Source organism: Kitasatospora sp. NPDC059648 (assembly GCF_042734825.1).
Classification (GTDB): domain Bacteria; phylum Actinomycetota; class Actinomycetes; order Streptomycetales; family Streptomycetaceae; genus Kitasatospora.
Genome location: NZ_JBHWDU010000002.1, coordinates 70,496 through 86,948, shown reverse-complemented (window position 1 = coordinate 86,948; position 16,453 = coordinate 70,496). Strand labels below are relative to the sequence as shown.

16 protein-coding genes and 1 tRNA gene are annotated in these 16,453 nt (G+C 72.6%); 10 read left to right on the top strand and 7 right to left on the bottom strand.

Annotation, left to right across the window (positions count from 1 at the left end; translation table 11 throughout):
* Positions 1-11 precede the first annotated feature (11 nt).
* The 3 genes from ACFV1W_RS02005 (at position 12) to ACFV1W_RS01995 (ending at position 1,405) form a co-directional block, all read left to right on the top strand.
* Positions 12-470 carry a hypothetical protein gene (locus ACFV1W_RS02005; protein ID WP_380412083.1) on the top strand — a complete coding sequence of 153 codons (459 nt, stop codon included), beginning with the start codon at positions 12-14 and terminating at the stop codon, positions 468-470.
* Positions 471-638: 168 nt separating this feature from the next.
* A complete protein-coding gene (locus tag ACFV1W_RS02000; protein ID WP_370863281.1) occupies positions 639-1,007 on the top strand; it encodes a WhiB family transcriptional regulator in 369 nt (122 codons plus the stop codon).
* Positions 1,004-1,405: a hypothetical protein gene (locus ACFV1W_RS01995; RefSeq protein ID WP_380412080.1), complete on the top strand. Its 402-nt coding sequence runs from the start codon at positions 1,004-1,006 to the stop codon at positions 1,403-1,405. The genes ACFV1W_RS02000 and ACFV1W_RS01995 overlap by 4 nt, the downstream gene beginning before the upstream one ends.
* Positions 1,406-1,493: 88 nt before the next feature.
* On the opposite strand, the gene ACFV1W_RS01990 is transcribed toward ACFV1W_RS01995, so the two are convergent.
* From ACFV1W_RS01990 to ACFV1W_RS01975, 4 genes are all read right to left on the bottom strand, one after another.
* On the bottom strand, positions 1,494-2,939 hold the full coding sequence (locus ACFV1W_RS01990) for an ABC1 kinase family protein (RefSeq protein ID WP_380412078.1): 1,446 nt from the start codon (positions 2,937-2,939) through the stop codon (positions 1,494-1,496).
* Positions 2,940-3,212: 273 nt separating this feature from the next.
* Positions 3,213-3,815, bottom strand: coding sequence for a dihydrofolate reductase family protein (locus ACFV1W_RS01985; protein ID WP_380412076.1), 603 nt, complete (start codon positions 3,813-3,815; stop codon positions 3,213-3,215).
* 240 nt (positions 3,816-4,055) lie between these two features.
* Positions 4,056-4,349 (bottom strand): hypothetical protein, encoded by a 294-nt coding sequence (locus tag ACFV1W_RS01980; protein ID WP_380412073.1) that lies wholly within the window; start codon positions 4,347-4,349, stop codon positions 4,056-4,058.
* Complete coding sequence (locus ACFV1W_RS01975) at positions 4,325-5,413, bottom strand: TOMM precursor leader peptide-binding protein (RefSeq protein ID WP_380412070.1); 1,089 nt, start codon at positions 5,411-5,413, stop codon at positions 4,325-4,327. The genes ACFV1W_RS01980 and ACFV1W_RS01975 overlap by 25 nt, the downstream gene beginning before the upstream one ends.
* A gap of 255 nt (positions 5,414-5,668) precedes the next feature.
* Between ACFV1W_RS01975 and ACFV1W_RS01970 the strand changes: the two genes are divergently transcribed.
* The gene (locus ACFV1W_RS01970; protein WP_380412067.1) at positions 5,669-6,424 is read left to right on the top strand and encodes a M48 family metallopeptidase; all 756 of its coding nucleotides are present in this window, start codon (positions 5,669-5,671) and stop codon (positions 6,422-6,424) included.
* Positions 6,425-6,572: 148 nt separating this feature from the next.
* On the opposite strand, the gene ACFV1W_RS01965 is transcribed toward ACFV1W_RS01970, so the two are convergent.
* Both ACFV1W_RS01965 and ACFV1W_RS01960 read right to left on the bottom strand, forming a co-directional pair.
* Entirely contained in the window at positions 6,573-7,160 is a 588-nt protein-coding gene (locus ACFV1W_RS01965) for an NUDIX hydrolase (RefSeq protein WP_380412064.1), read from the bottom strand.
* On the bottom strand, positions 7,157-8,689 hold the full coding sequence (locus ACFV1W_RS01960) for a zinc-dependent metalloprotease (protein ID WP_380412061.1): 1,533 nt from the start codon (positions 8,687-8,689) through the stop codon (positions 7,157-7,159). Before ACFV1W_RS01960 ends, ACFV1W_RS01965 begins: the two co-directional genes overlap by 4 nt.
* Before the next feature lie 199 nt (positions 8,690-8,888).
* Between ACFV1W_RS01960 and ACFV1W_RS01955 the strand changes: the two genes are divergently transcribed.
* The 4 genes from ACFV1W_RS01955 (at position 8,889) to ACFV1W_RS01940 (ending at position 12,235) form a co-directional block, all read left to right on the top strand.
* Positions 8,889-10,037, top strand: coding sequence for an NAD-dependent epimerase/dehydratase family protein (locus ACFV1W_RS01955; protein ID WP_380412058.1), 1,149 nt, complete (start codon positions 8,889-8,891; stop codon positions 10,035-10,037).
* Positions 10,038-10,194: 157 nt separating this feature from the next.
* On the top strand, positions 10,195-10,635 hold the full coding sequence (locus ACFV1W_RS01950; RefSeq protein WP_380412055.1) for a molybdenum cofactor biosynthesis protein MoaE: 441 nt from the start codon (positions 10,195-10,197) through the stop codon (positions 10,633-10,635).
* 253 nt (positions 10,636-10,888) lie between these two features.
* Positions 10,889-11,080, top strand: coding sequence for a hypothetical protein (locus ACFV1W_RS01945; RefSeq protein WP_380412052.1), 192 nt, complete (start codon positions 10,889-10,891; stop codon positions 11,078-11,080).
* Positions 11,081-11,122: 42 nt separating this feature from the next.
* On the top strand, positions 11,123-12,235 hold the full coding sequence (locus ACFV1W_RS01940) for a PDZ domain-containing protein (RefSeq protein WP_380412049.1): 1,113 nt from the start codon (positions 11,123-11,125) through the stop codon (positions 12,233-12,235).
* Positions 12,236-12,239: 4 nt separating this feature from the next.
* Here the strand turns inward: ACFV1W_RS01940 and ACFV1W_RS01935 are convergent, their stop codons facing one another.
* The gene (locus tag ACFV1W_RS01935) at positions 12,240-12,821 is read right to left on the bottom strand and encodes a PPA1309 family protein (RefSeq protein ID WP_380412046.1); all 582 of its coding nucleotides are present in this window, start codon (positions 12,819-12,821) and stop codon (positions 12,240-12,242) included.
* Between the two features lie 188 nt (positions 12,822-13,009).
* Between ACFV1W_RS01935 and ACFV1W_RS01930 the strand changes: the two genes are divergently transcribed.
* A complete protein-coding gene (locus ACFV1W_RS01930; protein ID WP_380412044.1) occupies positions 13,010-16,033 on the top strand; it encodes a UPF0182 family protein in 3,024 nt (1,007 codons plus the stop codon).
* A 66-nt stretch (positions 16,034-16,099) separates the two neighbouring features.
* A tRNA-Met gene (locus ACFV1W_RS01925) sits at positions 16,100-16,173 on the top strand.
* Positions 16,174-16,453 lie beyond the last annotated feature (280 nt).

Sequence of the window (16,453 nt, the reverse complement as noted above, 5' to 3'; positions counted from 1 at the left end):
AGGCGAAGACAGTGGGAAACATCATGATCACCAAAATGACTGGCCAGACCGTTGTCGCTGCCTCCCTGCGTGCCGCCCGTCTGCGGGCGCTCGCCGAGCTCGGTGGAACCGGTCTGGGTCTCGACGCCACCGGTGTCTCCGTCGCCTCCGCTGTCAGTGGTCTTGGACACACTGATCTGTGCCTCACGGGCGGCAGGAGTGTCGAAGGCACCGTTGTCGAGACCGGTCTGTCCCGTGACTGGGCGTCGGTCGACGCTTCGCGCCCCGAGTGCGATGTGCGACCGACCGAGGCACCGAAGGCGGCCGTAGCCGCCGCCATGCATGGCGGCTATGCGCAGGTCATCGGTGCCGGAAACGCCCAGAAGCAGAACGAGCAGCAGATCAACCAGGCCACGGCCGCCTTTATCGGCGCCAAGGCCATCCGGATGCGGGCCTTCCGCGGGCCTGAACCCTGGAGAGAACGAACCTGAGTCAGCCTCAGGTCGGCACCTCCAGGGCCGCGGAACCCGTCACACCGGGATCCGCGGCCCTTCTGTTTTGTCCGGTACGCAAGACCATCCAGGCCCCCCGGGGCCTCCGGCCCAGCACCACCAGTCCACTGGGCCGGAACCACTGAGAAGACGAGGAAGACGCCCACAGTGTCCACGGTCATCACGCCGCCCATCCCGTCCGTACCGCCGACAAGCCAGATCACCAAGGCCGACCAGGCCGACCCCCCGGAGGTTCCGTTCATGCAGCTCAACTCGATCGAGCAGGCCGAGGCGCTCGGTCTCCCCATCCCCTGCCGCGCCTTCGACCCCGAGGTCTTCTTCGCGGAGACGCCCGCCGACGTCGAGTACGCGAAGTCCCTCTGCGGCACCTGCCCGGTGAAGGAGGCCTGCCTTGCCGGTGCTCTGGAGCGCCGCGAGCCGTGGGGCGTCTGGGGCGGCGAGCTGTTCGTCCAGGGTGTCGTCGTGGCCCGCAAGCGGCCGCGTGGCCGTCCGCGCAAGACCGAGGTCATGGCGTGAGCCCCGCCGACCACGTCAGGGCCGTCCGCCGGGGAGAGCAGCCCCCGCTGGATACCGCCCTCCGCCGGTCCGTACGGATCGCCGCCGCCAAGGCCGACTCAGCGGCCAGCACCCGCCCATTCCCGAGCACGCACCACGAGCAGGACCACCACATGACCCCCGCCGCCATCGATCCCACCGTCCGCGCCGAGCAGACCACCGAACTTCAGATCCAGAACAGGACCCTCGAAATGCAACTCCTGCACGAATCCCTGGCCCGTGCCCATATGCAAGACAGGCTCCACGAGGCCGAGGAGCAACGCCTCGTCAGCCGGGTCGTCCGGGCGCGCAAGCTCCGGCAGCGGGCCGAGCGGGCCTCCATGCGGGCCCGCAAGGCGCTCGCCGTCGCGCTGATGTAGGCGCACCGCCGCCGATCCGACTGACCCCCGTCGTGCCGCAGGCCGCCCCCCGTTCGCGGGGAGCGGCCTGCGGCCGTTGCGGGCCGGCTCAGGGGCGGGCAGGCCTGGTGCTCTTCCTGGCCGCCGGAGGGCGCCCGGCGAGCCCGGCCTTGACCGTCTTCGTCGCATCGGCCGTCTTGGCGGCCTTCGCGGGCTCCGCCGACGGCTCGTCGGAGAACTCGGGCAGCCATTCCAGCATCTCGGCGCGGAACGGCGCCTTGGCGCCCAGCTGGCACAGCACCCCGATGGTGCTGAGCGTCACCCGGTGGATCAGCAGGTAGGCGGGCGGCAGGTTCAGCTGCTTGCCGAGGTTGTAGGCGGGCGAGCGCGGATCGGCGATCCGGGCCGCCTGGGCGCGCATCCAGGCCCGGGTGAAGTGGAAGCTGTCCACGGCGGCCGGCTCGATGATCGGCAGCAGGTAGTCCAGCACCGCGTCCGGGTCCAGTTGGATCGAGGGCTTCACGAAGCCCTCCTCGCGGAGCATCTTCAGCACGCCCGCCGCGTCCCCGGCCAGCGCCATCCGCAGCGAGGCCCCGATCGGCGCGGGCAGCCCGCCCGGCAGCCGGTCCACCGTGCCGAAGTCCAGCACCCCCAGCCGCCAATCCTCGGCCGGTCCGTCGTCCTTCAGCAGCCGGAAGTTGCCCGGGTGCGGGTCCGCGTGCAGCAGGCCGGTCCGGGACGGGCCGGCGAACAGGAACCGGGCCAGCAGCTGCCCGGCACGGTCACGCTCCTCCTGGGTGCCGTTCGCGATCACCTCCGCCAGCGGGGTGCCGCCCATCCACTCGGTGACCAGCACCTGGTCGGCCTGCGCCACCACGACCGGCACCACGATGTCCGGGTCGCCCGCGAACTCCTCGGCGTGCCGGCGCTGGGCCTGGGCCTCCAGCTCGTAGTCCAGCTCCTCCGAGACGCGCTCGCGCAGCTCGGTGATCAGCGGTTTGATGTCCAGCCCGGGGATCAGCGGACCGAGCAGCCAGGCCACCCGGCTCAGCTGGGAGAGGTCGGCCAGCAGTGCGTCGCCCGCGCCCGGGTACTGCACCTTGACCGCGACCTGCCTGCCGTCGTGCCAGACCGCCCGGTGCACCTGGCCGATCGAGGCGGCCGCCGCCGGGCGGTCGTCGAACTCCAGGAACAGCTCGCGCCAGTTGCTCCCGAGCCGCTGGGCGAGCGCGGTGTGCACCTTCGCGGCGGGCATCGGGGGAGCGGCGTCCTGCAGCTTGGTGAGCGCGGCCCGGTACGGCCCGGCGACCTCCTCGGGCAGTGCGGCCTCGAAGACGGACAGCACCTGCCCGAACTTCATGGCCCCGCCCTTGAGCTCACCCAGGACCTTGAACAGCTGGTCGGCGGTGGCCTGCTGGAGCTCGGCCGTCACCACCTCGGCGGAGCGGCCGCCGATGCGCCTGCCCAGTCCGAGCGTGGCGCGGCCGGCTATCCCCAGCGGCAGGGCGGCGAGCCGTGCCGTGCGGGTCACTGCCTTGCGCGGAAGATCGCTCACCCGGGCCTCCAATCCCCTGGCCCCCCGACACCGGACGGCCCACCATCACTAGGCCATTGTGCCCGGTCCCTGGGCTGCTTCCGCCGGTATTCCACGGGGGCCGGCGGGCGGTGGCCTCCCTTTGCGGGGAGTTGGGCGGCTTGGTCCGGCGGGGCGTCGCCGGTGGTGCGGTCGGTGGTTCGGTCGGCGATCGGGTGCGGGACGGGCCCGGGGCGGTGCTGTCCGGGCGGCGCGAAGGGAGTCGGCGGGCCGACTCCCCGCGCGGGTGGGAACTCAGGCCCCGGCTTCGCGGGTGCGGCGGTAAGTGGCCAGCTGGACGCCGGTCTTGGCGATCGTGGTGGAGGTCAGCTCCAGGGTGCGCAGCACGCCGTCGGCCGGGAAGAGCGACTTGCCGCCGCCGAGCAGTACGGGCATCACCATGAGCCGGAGTTCGTCCACCAGGTCCTCGCCGAGAAGCGTGCGGACGAGGGTCGGGCTGCCCATGATCAGAAGGTCCCCGCCGTCGGCCGCGCGCTGCCGCCCGACCCACTCGACGGCCCCGGCGCCGGGGACGAGAGTGCTGTTCGTCCAGGTCAGGTCGGCTTCGGTGAGGGTGTCGGAGACGACGTACTTCTTGATCGAGTTCATCCGGTCGGCGAACGGGTCACCGACCCGCTCGGGCCAGGCGGCGGCCATGGTGCGCCAGGTGCGGCGGCCGAAGAGCAGGGCTTCGGTGCCGCTCATCGCCTCGTTGATGAACGGGCCGATGGTCTCCGGGTCGAAGAACGGGTGGGACCAGCCGCCGTGGGCGAAGCCGCCGTCGGTGTCCTCCTGCGGGGCGCCAGGGGCCTGGACGACGCCGTCGAGGCTGATGAACTCGCTGATCACGATGCGCACGGGTGCTCCTTCGGTGGCTTGCTCGTTCGGGGTTGTGCAAGGGAGACCGGGGGACCGGGTGAGACTCATCGCCCCGTAGGCAGTGATCCCGGTCACATTGTCGAGACTCGGGGGCCGCCCCCTTCCCCCCTGCCCTCGCCCCCGCATGGCCCGCGTCCTGCCTGGCGCAGGGCGCGGGCCGGGAGAAGCGGGAGCCAGCTGGGCCCGGCCGGGCCGCTCCGCCCCGTGTCGACCCCAGGGTCACGGGCGGGGCCGGGCGCCGGCCGGGGTCGGTGCGGTGGGGGTGGAGCGGGGGATGCGGGTTGCGGTTGCGAGGCCGATGAGGGCGCCGAGGGCGAGGGTGGCCATGGCGGCGGCGTAGGCGTGCTGTGTGAGGTTGGCGACGAGGATGGTGCCGGCGATGGCGGTGCCGAAGGAGGAGCCGAGGTTGGAGATGCTCCGGGACAGGCCGGAGATCTCGCCCTGCTGCTCCTCGGGGACCGCGCGCCTTCCTGATTCCTCCCCCCTCCTCAGCCTGGCGGCAGTGGCTGCCACAGGCAGCCGCAGTCCGGGTGTCCTCGTAGCCGCAGGCGGCGGGGCATCCCGTCGGCCGCCGAGATCTCGCACCAGCCGTCGACGCTGGGCGGTCGGCCGCCGTCCAGGTACACCTGGACGTGCAGTGCCGCCAGGCCGGCGACGGCCGTCGCCAGAGCGGTGTCACAGGCCGGGGTTCGGGCCCGGCCGGGGCCGTCGTCCGCCAGCTGGGCGAGGACGCGCGGCCAGGCCGCGTCCTCGTCCTCCCGCCGCAGTACCAGGCAGTGCCCGCAGGCCGAGCGCCCCGGGATCACCAGCGGTCCGATGATGCCGAACTCCTCGACCACGCCGACGTAGAGGTGAGGCACTCCGGCCCGGAGCAGCAGTCGGGCCTCGTACGTCCCGCCCGCGAAGGCGGCGCTGCCGTCCCTGGGGGCGAGGACCACGAAGTCGGGTGGTGGGTCGTCGGATTTCTGCCGCGGGACCGGGACCAGCGGTCGGCCCGCGGCCCGTTGCACCGCCTCCCGGGCGACCGTCGAGCGCAGCCGTCCGACGTCCGCGGGCGGCAGCCCCGCGGGGGAGCAGTCGCCGTGCTGGACGCGCCCGGTGTCGGCCACCGTGACGGTGCCGGTGCCACCGGCGGCGAGCACCGCCGCCACGGCCGCCCCGACCCGGCCCGCGCCGCGCACCTCGATCCGCGAATCGGCCCGCCGGGCCAGGACCGCCGGCGCGGCGCCCGGGCCGGAGTGGACCAGGGACAGCGAGGCGAGATCGGGCGCGAGGAGGTCCCGGTGGGGCCGCGGGAAGCGGGAGAGCGCCCGGTCGGTCGCTTCCGCGTCGTCCAGCAGTCCGGTCTCCTCCAGTTCGCTCAGCAGCGTGTCGGCAGGTTCGCGACCGAGCCCGATCCGCTCGCCGGCGGAGAGCAGCTCGGGTCGGTCGCGCGTCCCGTCGACGAGTTCGAGGAACGCGCACAGCGTCTTGTCGGCGTTGCCGACCACCCCGGCGTGCCGGGTGACGGTGCCGAACTGCAGGGTCTCGGAGTCCCGCCAGCTGCGGGACAGAGCGGGCTTCAACACGAGGCGCACGACGATCTCCCTTCCGATCGTTTCCGGACGGCTGACCGCAGCATGCCCCATCGCCCCGACCGCGTGCAGAAAGTTATCCACAGGTCCAGGCGCATGATCACACCATCTGTTCGCGGACCCTGTGGATAACTGCCCGTCCTCCCCGGCGTCGGCTTCCGGACACCCCTCGTCGGCCTTTCGTTCCCGATCGCTCCATGAAAGATTTCGGCCACGGCACCGGACTTCTGTCAGCTGTACCGGGTAACGTCGTGTGCCATGGCAGCCGAGCGGGACTCCCATCCACCGGCGTCGCGTCGGCGTGCCCGTGCAGCGACCGGGTCGCAGTCGGCGGCGCCGAGCACGCGCGGGCGCCCGGACGAGCAGGAGCGCGAGCAGCAGCGCGAGAGCCGGCACGAGCAGCAGCAGCCGAGGCCGCAGCACCCGTCCTCCGGCGCCGTGCCCCCGGAGGCGCACGACCGCAGCCGGGTCGAGGTGCGGCGCAGCGCCCGCCGCAGCCGCACCGTCTCCGCCTACCGCGAGGGCGACCGCACCGTCGTGCTGATCCCGGCCCGGATGTCGCACGCCGAGGAGCAGCGCTGGGTCGCGCAGATGCTGGAGAAGCTCGCCGCCCAGGAGCGCCGCCGGATCCTCGGGGACGATGCCCTGATGGCCCGGGCCCGGGAGCTGTCGGCGGCCTACCTCGGCGGTCGTGCCCAGCCTGTCCAGGTCCGCTGGGTGACCAACCAGAACTCGCGCTGGGGCTCGTGCACTCCCGGTGAGGGGACGATCAGGCTGTCCCACCGGCTGCAGGGCATGCCGGAGTACGTGCTGGACTACGTACTGCTGCACGAGCTGGCGCACCTGCTGGTGCCGGACCACGGCCCGGCGTTCTGGGCGCTGCTGGAGGCCTATCCCCGGACGGAGCGGGCCCGCGGCTATCTGGAGGGAGTGGTGTCCGCCGCCCGGCTGCCGCACATTCCGGGTGCCCGGCACGGCGGGCCGGGTCCGGAGCCGGCGACCTCCTGCGGTTGAGGCGGCCCGAGGAGGCCCGAGGCGGAGCGGTGCGGCCAAGGCGGAGCGGGCCAGCGCGGGGGCGGTGCGGGGTGCGGAGAAGGGCGACCGAAAAGGGGGCGCGGGCCGTATCGGCCCGCGCCCCCTCGGCGCGTCTCACCTCAGTCGGTCAGGCGGTCAGCCGCCGTGCCCGGGCGACCAGGTCGCGCACCGAGTGGTCGGTGAGCTCCGGCAGCCGATCGAAGTCGAACCAGCGCAGGTCCAGCGACTCCTCGCTGATCAGCGCCTGCGCCCCGGCCGGGGCCAGCGCGATGTACTGGACGTCCAGGTGGGTGTTCTCCGGCTGGTCCTTGCCGGTGCAGCGGACCCGGTGGCGGTCCAGCTTGGCGGGGACGGGGACGCCGTTCTCGCGCAGCAGGGTGAGGTCGGGGATGCCGGACTCCTCGACGGCCTCGCGCAGCGCGGCGGAGGCGAGGTCGGTGTCGCCGGGCTCGCAGTGCCCGCCCATCTGCAGCCACATGCCGACCTTGGGGTGCAGGGTGAGCAGCACCCGCCCCGCCGCCGGGTCGACGACGGCCGCGCTCGCCGTGAGGTGGGCGGGCAGGCAGGACCGGTACACACCCTCCGGCTGCTCGGCGAGGTGCGCGAGGTAGTCGAGGCGGAGCTGTTCCTGGGCCTGGTCGGCGGGCCGCCAGTCGGTCAGGGTGCGGACGGCGTCCGCGTGCAGGGCGGACGTGCCCGTCCCGGTGGCCGTCATGCGGTGGGCTCGCCCTTCCCGTCGGTGCCGTTCTGGTCGCTCCCCGACGAGTCGCCCTCCGGGCGGTCGTCCTTGGTGAGGTCGGGCTTGCCGGCCGCGGCCTCGCCGAGCAGCTTGTCGAGCGCGTCGAAGTCGAAGCCGCCCTCCAGGTCGCCGCTGCCGCGGTGCACGAAGGCGTCCGGGTCGTCCAGGTCGGCGGCGGTGGGCAGCATGTCGGGGTGCTCCCAGAGGGCGTCGCGGCCCTCGACGCCGCGGGCGTCGGCGAGCAGCGCCCACAGCCGGGCGGCGTCGCGCAGCCGGCGCGGGCGCAGCTCCAGGCCGACCAGGGTGGCGAAGGTCTGCTCGGCGGGGCCGCCGGCGGCGCGACGGCGGCGGACGGTCTCGCGCAGCGCGCCGGCCTGCGGCAGGTGGGGCGCGGCGGCGGCGTGGACGACCGCGTCGACCCAGCCCTCGACCAGTGCGAGCGCGGTCTCCAGGCGGGCGAGCGCGGCCTTCTGCCCGGGGGTGTCCTCGGGCTGGAGCAGCCCTCCGGCGAGCGCCTCCTGGAGGGCCTCCGGGTTGCTCGGGTCGAGCTGGCCGACGAGTTCCTCCATGCGGGAGGTGTCGACCTTGATGCCGTGGGCGTAGGCCTCGACGGCGCCGAGCAGGTGGGCCCGCAGCCACGGCACGTGGGCGAAGAGCCGCTGGTGGGCGGCCTCGCGCAGGGCGAGGTAGAGCCGGACCTCCTCGGCGGGCACGTTGAGGCCCTCGCCGAACTCGGCGACGTTCTGCGGCAGCAGGGCGGCCTTGCCGGCGGGGGCGAGCGGCAGGCCGACGTCGGTGGAGCCGACGACCTCGCCGGCCAGGGCGCCGAGCGCCTGGCCGATCTGGGTGCCGAACATGGCGCCGCCCATGGAGCGCATCATGCCCATCAGCGGGCCGGCCACGGCCTGCATCTCCTCGGGCAGGACGCCGCCCATGGCGGTGCCGACGCGCTCGGCGACCGGGTCGACGAGGTCCTTCCAGACCGGGAGGGTGGCCTCGATCCACTCGGCGCGGCTCCAGGCGACGGCGGTGCCCGCGCCGGAGGGGAACTCGGTCACGCCGTCGAGCCACAGGTCGGCCAGGCGCACGGCCTCCTCGACGGCGGCGCGCTCGGCGGCGCCGACGGAGCGGTCCTTGCTCTTCCCCTCGGCGGGTTCGGCGACGACGGTCTGCCGGGCGATGTTCTGGGCGAGCTCCCAGTTCACCGGGCCGCCCTCGAAGGAGAGCATCTGCCCGAGCTGCTGGAAGGCGGCGCCCAGGTCGCCGGGGTTCAGGCCGCCGAACATCGCGGCGAAGGGGTTGTCGGCTCCGGCACCGCCGGGGCCGCCCGGGGCGCCGGGCATGCCGAACATCGCACCGAAGGGGTTGCCGGCTCCGAAGCCGAACGGCTGGGCGCCGCCGGTGCCTTCCTGGCCCTGCTCCTTCTTGTGTGCGTCGTCGGGCTTGGCCTTGCCGTCCTCGGGCTCCTCGGGCGGAACGCCGAATCCGAAGGGAAGGTCGCTCACGGGGTCCTCGATCCGGTCGGCCGTCATGCGGGTGTGGCGGGAAGTGCTGCCGCCCGGGGGTCCGGTGGAGCGGGGGACTCGTGGGCGGCTCCCGCGCGCAAGGCCCGCGCCGGGTGCACCGCCGGGCCTTCGCCTCGGGCAGGATGGACGTACGTGACACACGTCCGTACGCACATAAGCTAACCGTGGAGGATGGCCGGTGAGTTCCCCGCCCTCGGACGTTCGCTCTGGGCTGACCGCAGGAGAGGACGACCCGGACACCACGGTGTCGCCGCCTCCAGCCTACGGCGGGCGGCCGCTGACCGTGGCCGTCACCGGCGCCGCGGGCGTGCTGGGCGAGCGGGTCGCGGCCCGGCTGGTGGCCTCGCCGCACGTGCGCAGGGTGCTGGCGGTGGACGACCGGCGCGGTGAGGTCGCGGGCGTGCAGTGGCGGGTGCTGGACGTGCGGGATCCGGCGGTGGCCGAGCGGCTGGCCGGGGTCGACGTCGTGGTGCACCTGGCGATGGACTTCGGCATGGAGTCCGACCCGCGGGCCCGCAGCGCCTACAACGTGCGCGGTGCCCAGACGGTGCTGACCGCGGCCGCGGCCGCCGGGGTGCACCGGGTGGTGCTGTGCACCTCGGCGATGGTCTACGGCGCGCTGGCCGACAACGAGGTGCCGCTGGCCGAGGACTCGGAGCTGCGGGCGACGGAGGAGGCCTCGCTGGTCGGGGACCTGCTGGAGATCGAGAGGCTGGCCCGGCGGGCGCCGCGGGCCCACCCGGGGCTGCAGGTGACGGTGCTGCGCCCGGCGGTGGTGGTGGGCCCCGGGGTGGACACCGTACTGACCCGGCACTTCGAGGCGCCCCGGCTGCTGGTGGTGGCCGGTTCCCGTCCGTGCTGGCAGTTCTGCCACGTGGAGGACCTGGCGACGGCGCTGGAGTACGCGGCGCTGGGCCTGGTCGAGGGCGAGGTCACGGTCGGCTGCGACGGCTGGCTGGAGCAGGAGGACGTGGAGCGGCTGTCGGGGATCCGGCGGATGGAGCTTCCGGCCGCGCTGGCGCTCGGGACGGCGGCCCGGCTGCACCGGCTGGGCCTGACCCCGGCTCCGGCGGGGGACCTGGCGTACACGATGTACCCGTGGGTGGTGTCCGGCAGCCGGCTGCACGAGGCGGGCTGGCGGCCGGGGTTCACCAACGAGCAGGTGCTGGCGGAACTGCTGGCGCAGGTGTCCGGCAAGCACGCGGTGGCGGGGCGGCGGCTGGGCGGCAAGGAGGCGGCGACCAGTCTGGGCGCGGCCGGGGCGACGGTGGCGCTGGTCGGTACGGCGGCGCTGGTGCGCCGGGCCCGCAAGCGGCGCCGCTTCTGATCCGGGGGGCTGATCCGGGGGCTTCCGAATCCGGTCCGAGCCGTCACCGGGCGGGCGGGCAGCGACCGGCCACCACGATTCTCGCGATGCGAAATTTCGCAATCGTGATGCGGAAGCCCCTTGCCGCAGTCGGCCCCGGATGGGCAATCATGGGCTCATGTCCGAGAACCACGACCCCATCCGCCTGCTCGCCATCCGCGACACCCCGCTCTCCCTGGACGAGGTGTACGAGGCGGTCGGCGACGACGCGGCCGGCGGCACCACCGTCTTCGTCGGGACGGTCCGGGACCACGACGACGGCAAGTCGGTCTCCGCGCTGGAGTACAGCTGCCACCCCACCGCCGAGGAGGAGATGCGCCGGGTCGCCGAGAAGGTCGCCGCCGACTTCCCGGTCAAGGCGCTCGCGGCGGTGCACCGGGTGGGCCGGCTGGAGGTCACCGACAAGGCCGTGATCGTCGCCGTCTCCTGCGCCCACCGCGGGGAGGCCTTCGCGGCCGCCCGGCGGCTGATCGACGACCTCAAGCACGAGGTGCCGATCTGGAAGCACCAGGTCTTCGCCGACGGCGAGGAGGAGTGGGTCGGCGCCGGCGGCTGCTGAGCTCCGCCCGGCGTCCCGCGCCCCGCAGCCTCCTCGGCACCGCCGCCGGCCGGGTGAGGCGGAACCGACCGCACACGGAGCGCGTCCCTCGGGTCAGGCGCGCCGCGGCCTCACCCGAAAGGGTCCGGCGCGATGGGCCGAATACTCCCTGGAAGTGAGCCGATCGGCCGTCCCGTAACCCGGACGGCGCTGGCCGCGTTGTCCGCCGGAGTGGTTAATCTGCTCATAGACACGACGAGCTGGGAGTACTGACATGGGTGCGCTCGCCTGGTTGATCATTCCGGTTGTCGCCGTCCTGGTCGCCGCCGCCTGGGCGGGTTGGGCCCAGCGGGCTCCGAAGGCGACGGGGGACCCGGCCTCCCTCGCCGAGCACCGGCGCTTCATGGCCGCGATGGAACGCACCACCGCCGGTACCGCCGCCCCCGGGGAGCGCCCGGGTCGGTAGCCCGGCGGGCGCCGCGTCACCCGCGTCCCGTACTGTCGAGGCATGCCACGCCGCTCCGCGACGATGCTCGCTGCCACCCTGCTGCTCATAGCGCTGCTCTGCGTCTCGGTGCTGATGAAGGTGCCGTACACGGAGATGAGCCCGGGGCCGACGTACAACACGCTCGGCGACCAGGGGGGCAAGCCGGTGATCACCGTCACCGGCCACGACTCGTACAAGACCTCCGGGCACCTCAACATGACCACCGTGCAGGTGACCGGGGCGAAGTACGAGCCCAGCCTGATCAACGCGGTGATCGGCTGGATGCGCGACGACGTGCTGGTGGTGCCGCATGACAACGTCTACCCCAAGGGCCAGTCGGACGCGGACGCCAAGAAGCAGAACGCCGAGGAGTTCGCCTCCTCCGAGGACAGCGCCCGCACCGCCGCGCTCAAGCAGCTGGGCGTCCCGATCGGCAACGAACTGATCGTCAAGTCGGTCACCGCGGGGGCCCCGGCCGAGGGCCGGCTGCACGCGGGGGACCAGATCGTCGCGGTGGACGGCACCGCCGTCGACTCGGTCGACCAGGTGGTCGCCGGCGTCACCAAGCACAAGCCCGGCGAGTCGGTGGTCTTCACCGTGGTGCCGCGGGTCAAGGACACCTCCGGCAGCGGTTCGGCCACCCCGGGCACGAAGACGGACGTCACCGTCCCGACCGTGCGGGCCAAGGACCTCGACCCTAAGGCCCCGGCCGAGCGGGCCGAGCTCGCGGCGGTCGGCATCGGCACCGGGATCCGGCACACCTACCCGTTCCAGATCGACATCGGCCTGCAGGACGTCGGCGGGCCCAGCGCCGGGCTGATGTTCTCGCTCGGCATCGTCGACAAGCTCACCCCCGGCGGCGACCTCACCGGCGGCAAGTTCGTGGCCGGCACCGGCACCATCGACGACGACGGCAAGGTCGGCCCGATCGGCGGGATATCGATGAAGCTGATCGCCGCCCGGGATGCCGGGGCCGAGTACTTCTTCACCCCGTCCTCGAACTGCGCCGAGGCCGGCAAGCACGTGCCGTCCGGACTGACCCTGATCAAGACGGACACCCTGGACGGCGCGCTGAAGTCGCTGGAGCAGATCCGCTCCGGGCAGACCTCCGCGCTGCCGTCCTGCTCCGGGTAAGGCGTCAGGAGAAGGTCGCCAGCAGCGCGTCGGTCAGGCCGGGCACCAGGTCCGGGCCGGTCAGCACCTCCCGGGCGACGTCCTTGGAGCGCAGCCGCAGGGCGATCTCCTTCCGGCCGTCGCGCAGCACGGCGGCGGTGATCCGCACCTCCTCGCGCTTGGGGTGGTTGGCGACCCACTCGGCGAGCTGGGCGTCGGAGGCGCCGCGCGGGCGGGACTGCTCGGCGCCCGGCGGCAGCATCAGCCGCTCGACGACCAGGGCGCAGCCGGCCACCGAGTCGGGCCAGGCGATGGTGCCGAGGAACTTGTCGAGCTCCGTGCCGGCCGGGATCTCGTCCTGCTCGACCGGGGTGAGGCCGGGCTCGTCGCCCTCGGAGAGGCCGAGCTGCTTGGCGATCCGGGGGTCGGCCTTGAGCAGGGCGGCGCTGTCCACCAGGGCGAACAGTCGGGCCGGGAGGTCCCAGCCGAGGGTGGCGGCGTACTCGTCGATCTCCAGCGCGGCCCGGGTGAGCGGGGTGGCGGCCGGGAGCTTGGACACATCGTCGGCAGAGCCGGGGGAGTTGAAGAATGCAGACGCGTCGGACATGACTCAATCCTCACACGCCGGGCGGCGGGCGCTCGCCGGGGCAGCCGGCGGGAGGTGCGGGCGGGCGCGGTGGGGGCGGCGTAGTAACCGTCCGCTAACGGTGGGAACTCGGCCGAAGCCTGGTTAAGTTTCTCTGACGACCGACCGAATCCAGACGACACAGCTGAGGTGCCACCGTGGTATTCCAGATGCCGGAACGCTCAGGGCCGGGTTTCCGGCGGAGGGTGGGCCCGCCCTCCCGGCGGGCGCGGGTGGCCCTGCTGACCCTGGGCGTGCTCGCGGTGCTGTTCCTGCTGTTCGTCATGTTCGCCGGGTTCTGGACGGACTGGCTGTGGTTCAGGTCGGTCCACTACTCCTCGGTCTTCACCACCCAGCTGTGGACGAAGATCGGGCTGTTCGCGGTGTTCGGCCTGCTGATGGCGGTGATCGTCGGCTCCAACGTCTGGCTGGCGCACCGGCTGCGGCCGCCGCTGTCGGCGATGTCGGTGGAGCAGCAGAGCCTGGACCGCTACCGGGCGGGGCTGGCGCCGTTCAAGCGCTGGGCGCTGATCGGCGTCTCGCTGGTGATCGGCTTGGTGGCGGGCGCGGCGGCGTCGGGCCAGTGGCGGACCTGGCTGATGTGGACGAACGCGACGTCCTTCGGCGAGAAGGACGCCCAGTTCGGCATGGACGTCTCGTTCTACGCCTTCGACCTGCCGTTCTACGAGTTCGTGCTGGGCTTCGCGTTCAGCGCGGTGATCGTCTCGCTGCTGACCTCGGCGCTGGTGCACTACCTGTACGGGGGGCTGCGGCTGCAGGGCCCGGGCCGGCGGGCGAGCGCGGGCGCGCAGGGGCACCTGGCGGTGCTGCTGGGCGTGTTCGTGCTGCTGAAGGCGGTGGCGTACTGGCTGGACCGGTACGCGCTGGCGGTGAAGACCGGCTCCTACAAGGGGGTGTCGGGCTGGACGGGCCTGCGCTACGTGGACGCCAACGCGTTCCTGCCGGCCAAGACGATCCTCTTCTTCGTCGCGATCATCTGCGCGGTGCTGTTCTTCCTGACGCCGATCCGCCGCACCTGGGCGCCGGCCCTGATCGGGCTGGGGCTGATGGTGCTGTCGGCGGTGCTGATCGGCGGCCTGTACCCGGCGATCGTGCAGCAGTTCCAGGTCAAGCCGAACGAGCAGGCCAAGGAGACGCCGTACATCCAGAAGAACATCGACGCGACCCGGCAGGCGTACGGGATCGCGGACGCGCGGACCACCCCGTACAGCCCGCAGGGCTCGACCACGGGTGACGCGCTGAAGCCGGACGCGCAGACCATCGCGGACGTGCGGCTGCTGGACCCGAACATCGTCTCCCAGACCTTCCAGTCGCTGGAGCAGCAGCGCAACTACTACGCGTTCCCGAGCACGCTGTCGGTGGACCGCTACGGCACCGGCGCGGACAAGCAGGACACCGTGATCGGCCTGCGCGAGCTGGACCTCAACGGGGTGCAGCGCAACTGGATCAACGACCACTTCAAGTACACCCACGGCTACGGCGCGGCGGTCGCCAAGGGCAACCAGGTCGACGACAAGGGCGGCCCGGTGTTCACCGAGTCCGGCCTGCCGACGACCGGTGCGCTGGGCGGCTACGAGCAGCGGATCTACTACGGCGAGAAGACGACGACGTACTCGATCGTCGGCGGCTCGAACAAGGAGATCGACTACACCGACGTCAAGACCGGCCAGAACGTGGAGTACACGTACGCCGGTGACAGCGGCGTCTCGCTGGACAACCCGATCACCCGGGCCGCGTACGCGGTGCGCTTCGTCGAGCCGCAGATCCTGTACGCGGGGGCGATCACCGACGGCGCCAAGGTGATCTACGACCGGACGCCGAAGGAGCGGGTGGAGAAGGTCGCGCCGTGGCTGTCGATCGACGCCGACCCGTACCCGGTGGTGCAGGACGGCCACGTGGTGTGGGTGGTGGACGGCTACACCACCTCGGACGGCTTCCCGTTCTCGTCGAAGACGACGCTGGGCACCGCGACCAAGGACTCGCTGACCAACCAGCGCGGTGAGCTGCTGACCGTCGCCAACCAGGTCAACTACATCCGCAACTCGGTCAAGGCCACGGTGGACGCCTACACCGGCGAGGTGAAGCTCTACCAGTGGGACGAGAAGGACCCGGTGCTGAAGACCTGGATGAAGGCCTTCCCGGGGACGGTCGAGCCGAAGGCGGACATCCCGGCGTCGCTGCTGCCGCACCTGCGCTACCCGCAGGACATGTTCAAGGTGCAGCGCGACCTGCTCGGCCAGTACCACGTGACCGACGCCAACTCCTTCTTCAACGGCAGCGACATCTGGCAGGTCCCGGTGGATCCGACCAGTGACACCAAGCAGGTCCAGCCGCCGTACTACGTGACGGTGCGCACACCGGACGCCGCCGCCGCCAGCTTCTCGCTGACCAGCACCTTCGTGCCCAACCAGCGGCCCAACCTGGCGGCCTTCATGTCCGTCAACGCGGATCCGGGCGACGACTACGGGAAGATCCGCATCCTGAAGATGACGGGCGAGAGCGGAGCCCCCGGCCCCGGCCTGGTGCAGTCGAAGTTCAACTCCCGCCAGGAGGTGGCCTCGCAGATCTACGCGCTGAAGACCGGCGGCGACACCGAGCTGGAGTACGGCAACCTGCTGACCCTGCCGGTCGGCGGCGGGCTGCTGAACGTCGAGCCGGTGTACGTGCGCGGGCGCGGCGCCAAGTACCCGACGCTGCAGAAGGTCCTGGCGGTGTACGGGGACGACAACGTGGCGTTCGAGAACACCCTTGAGGACGCGCTGAAGAAGCTGTTCGCCGGGCAGGCCCCGCCGGCCACTCCGGTGGCGCCGTCCAGCCCGGGCGGCGGGACGGCCCCCGGCAACGGGACGTCCCCGGGGAGCGGTGCGACGCCGGGCGGCGGTACGACGCCGACCCCGGGGACGCCGGCGCCCACGTCCACGCCGACCGGGCCGGGCACCCCGGCGCCGGGCGGGACGATCTCGCCGGAGCTGCAGAAGGCGCTGTCGGACGCGGCGAAGGCGTACAGCGACAGCCAGGCCGCGTTCAAGAACGGCGACTGGGTGGCCTACGGCAACGCCCAGAAGGCGCTCGGGGACGCCCTGAAGGCGGCCGACGCGGCCCGCGGCGGGAGCCCGGCGCCGGGGGCGACGGCGGCGCCGACCGGGTCGGGCGCGCCCAGCCCGCACCCTTAGCCCCCGCTGAGCTGCGGTAACCGTTTTTGGTTCCACCCCGTGTCCGTGCTACGGTTCAGTCACCGACGCGGGGTGGAGCAGCTCGGTAGCTCGCTGGGCTCATAACCCAGAGGTCGCAGGTTCAAATCCTGTCCCCGCTACTCAGTGTCAGAGGCCCGGAGGATCATTCCTCCGGGCCTCTGGCGTTTCCCGTCATGTTTCCGTCCGGAAGCGGGGGGAACCGCTCCGGTACTATCGACCGTCGCCAACGGGGACGGCACCGGGGTTTGTGGGGTTGAAGTGTCGGGAAATCGACAAAGCGCCGAAGCAATTTCGTCGGCTTCAGGGCTGCCTCGCCCGAATTCGGCCGGGGCAGGTGTACGCGGGTAGCGGGTGATGCGACGATGGGACACACGGGGGACGGTGCACGGCCGCTGATGG

Coding starts and splice junctions, on each gene's coding strand:
- ACFV1W_RS01970 (WP_380412067.1), top strand. CDS start 5,669: ATGGCAGCCGAGCGGGACTCCCATCCACCGGCGTCGCGTCGGCGTGCC.
- ACFV1W_RS01965 (WP_380412064.1), bottom strand. CDS start 7,160: ATGACGGCCACCGGGACGGGCACGTCCGCCCTGCACGCGGACGCCGTC.
- ACFV1W_RS01950 (WP_380412055.1), top strand. CDS start 10,195: ATGTCCGAGAACCACGACCCCATCCGCCTGCTCGCCATCCGCGACACC.
- ACFV1W_RS01945 (WP_380412052.1), top strand. CDS start 10,889: ATGGGTGCGCTCGCCTGGTTGATCATTCCGGTTGTCGCCGTCCTGGTC.
- ACFV1W_RS01940 (WP_380412049.1), top strand. CDS start 11,123: ATGCCACGCCGCTCCGCGACGATGCTCGCTGCCACCCTGCTGCTCATA.
- ACFV1W_RS01935 (WP_380412046.1), bottom strand. CDS start 12,821: ATGTCCGACGCGTCTGCATTCTTCAACTCCCCCGGCTCTGCCGACGAT.
- ACFV1W_RS01930 (WP_380412044.1), top strand. CDS start 13,010: ATGCCGGAACGCTCAGGGCCGGGTTTCCGGCGGAGGGTGGGCCCGCCC.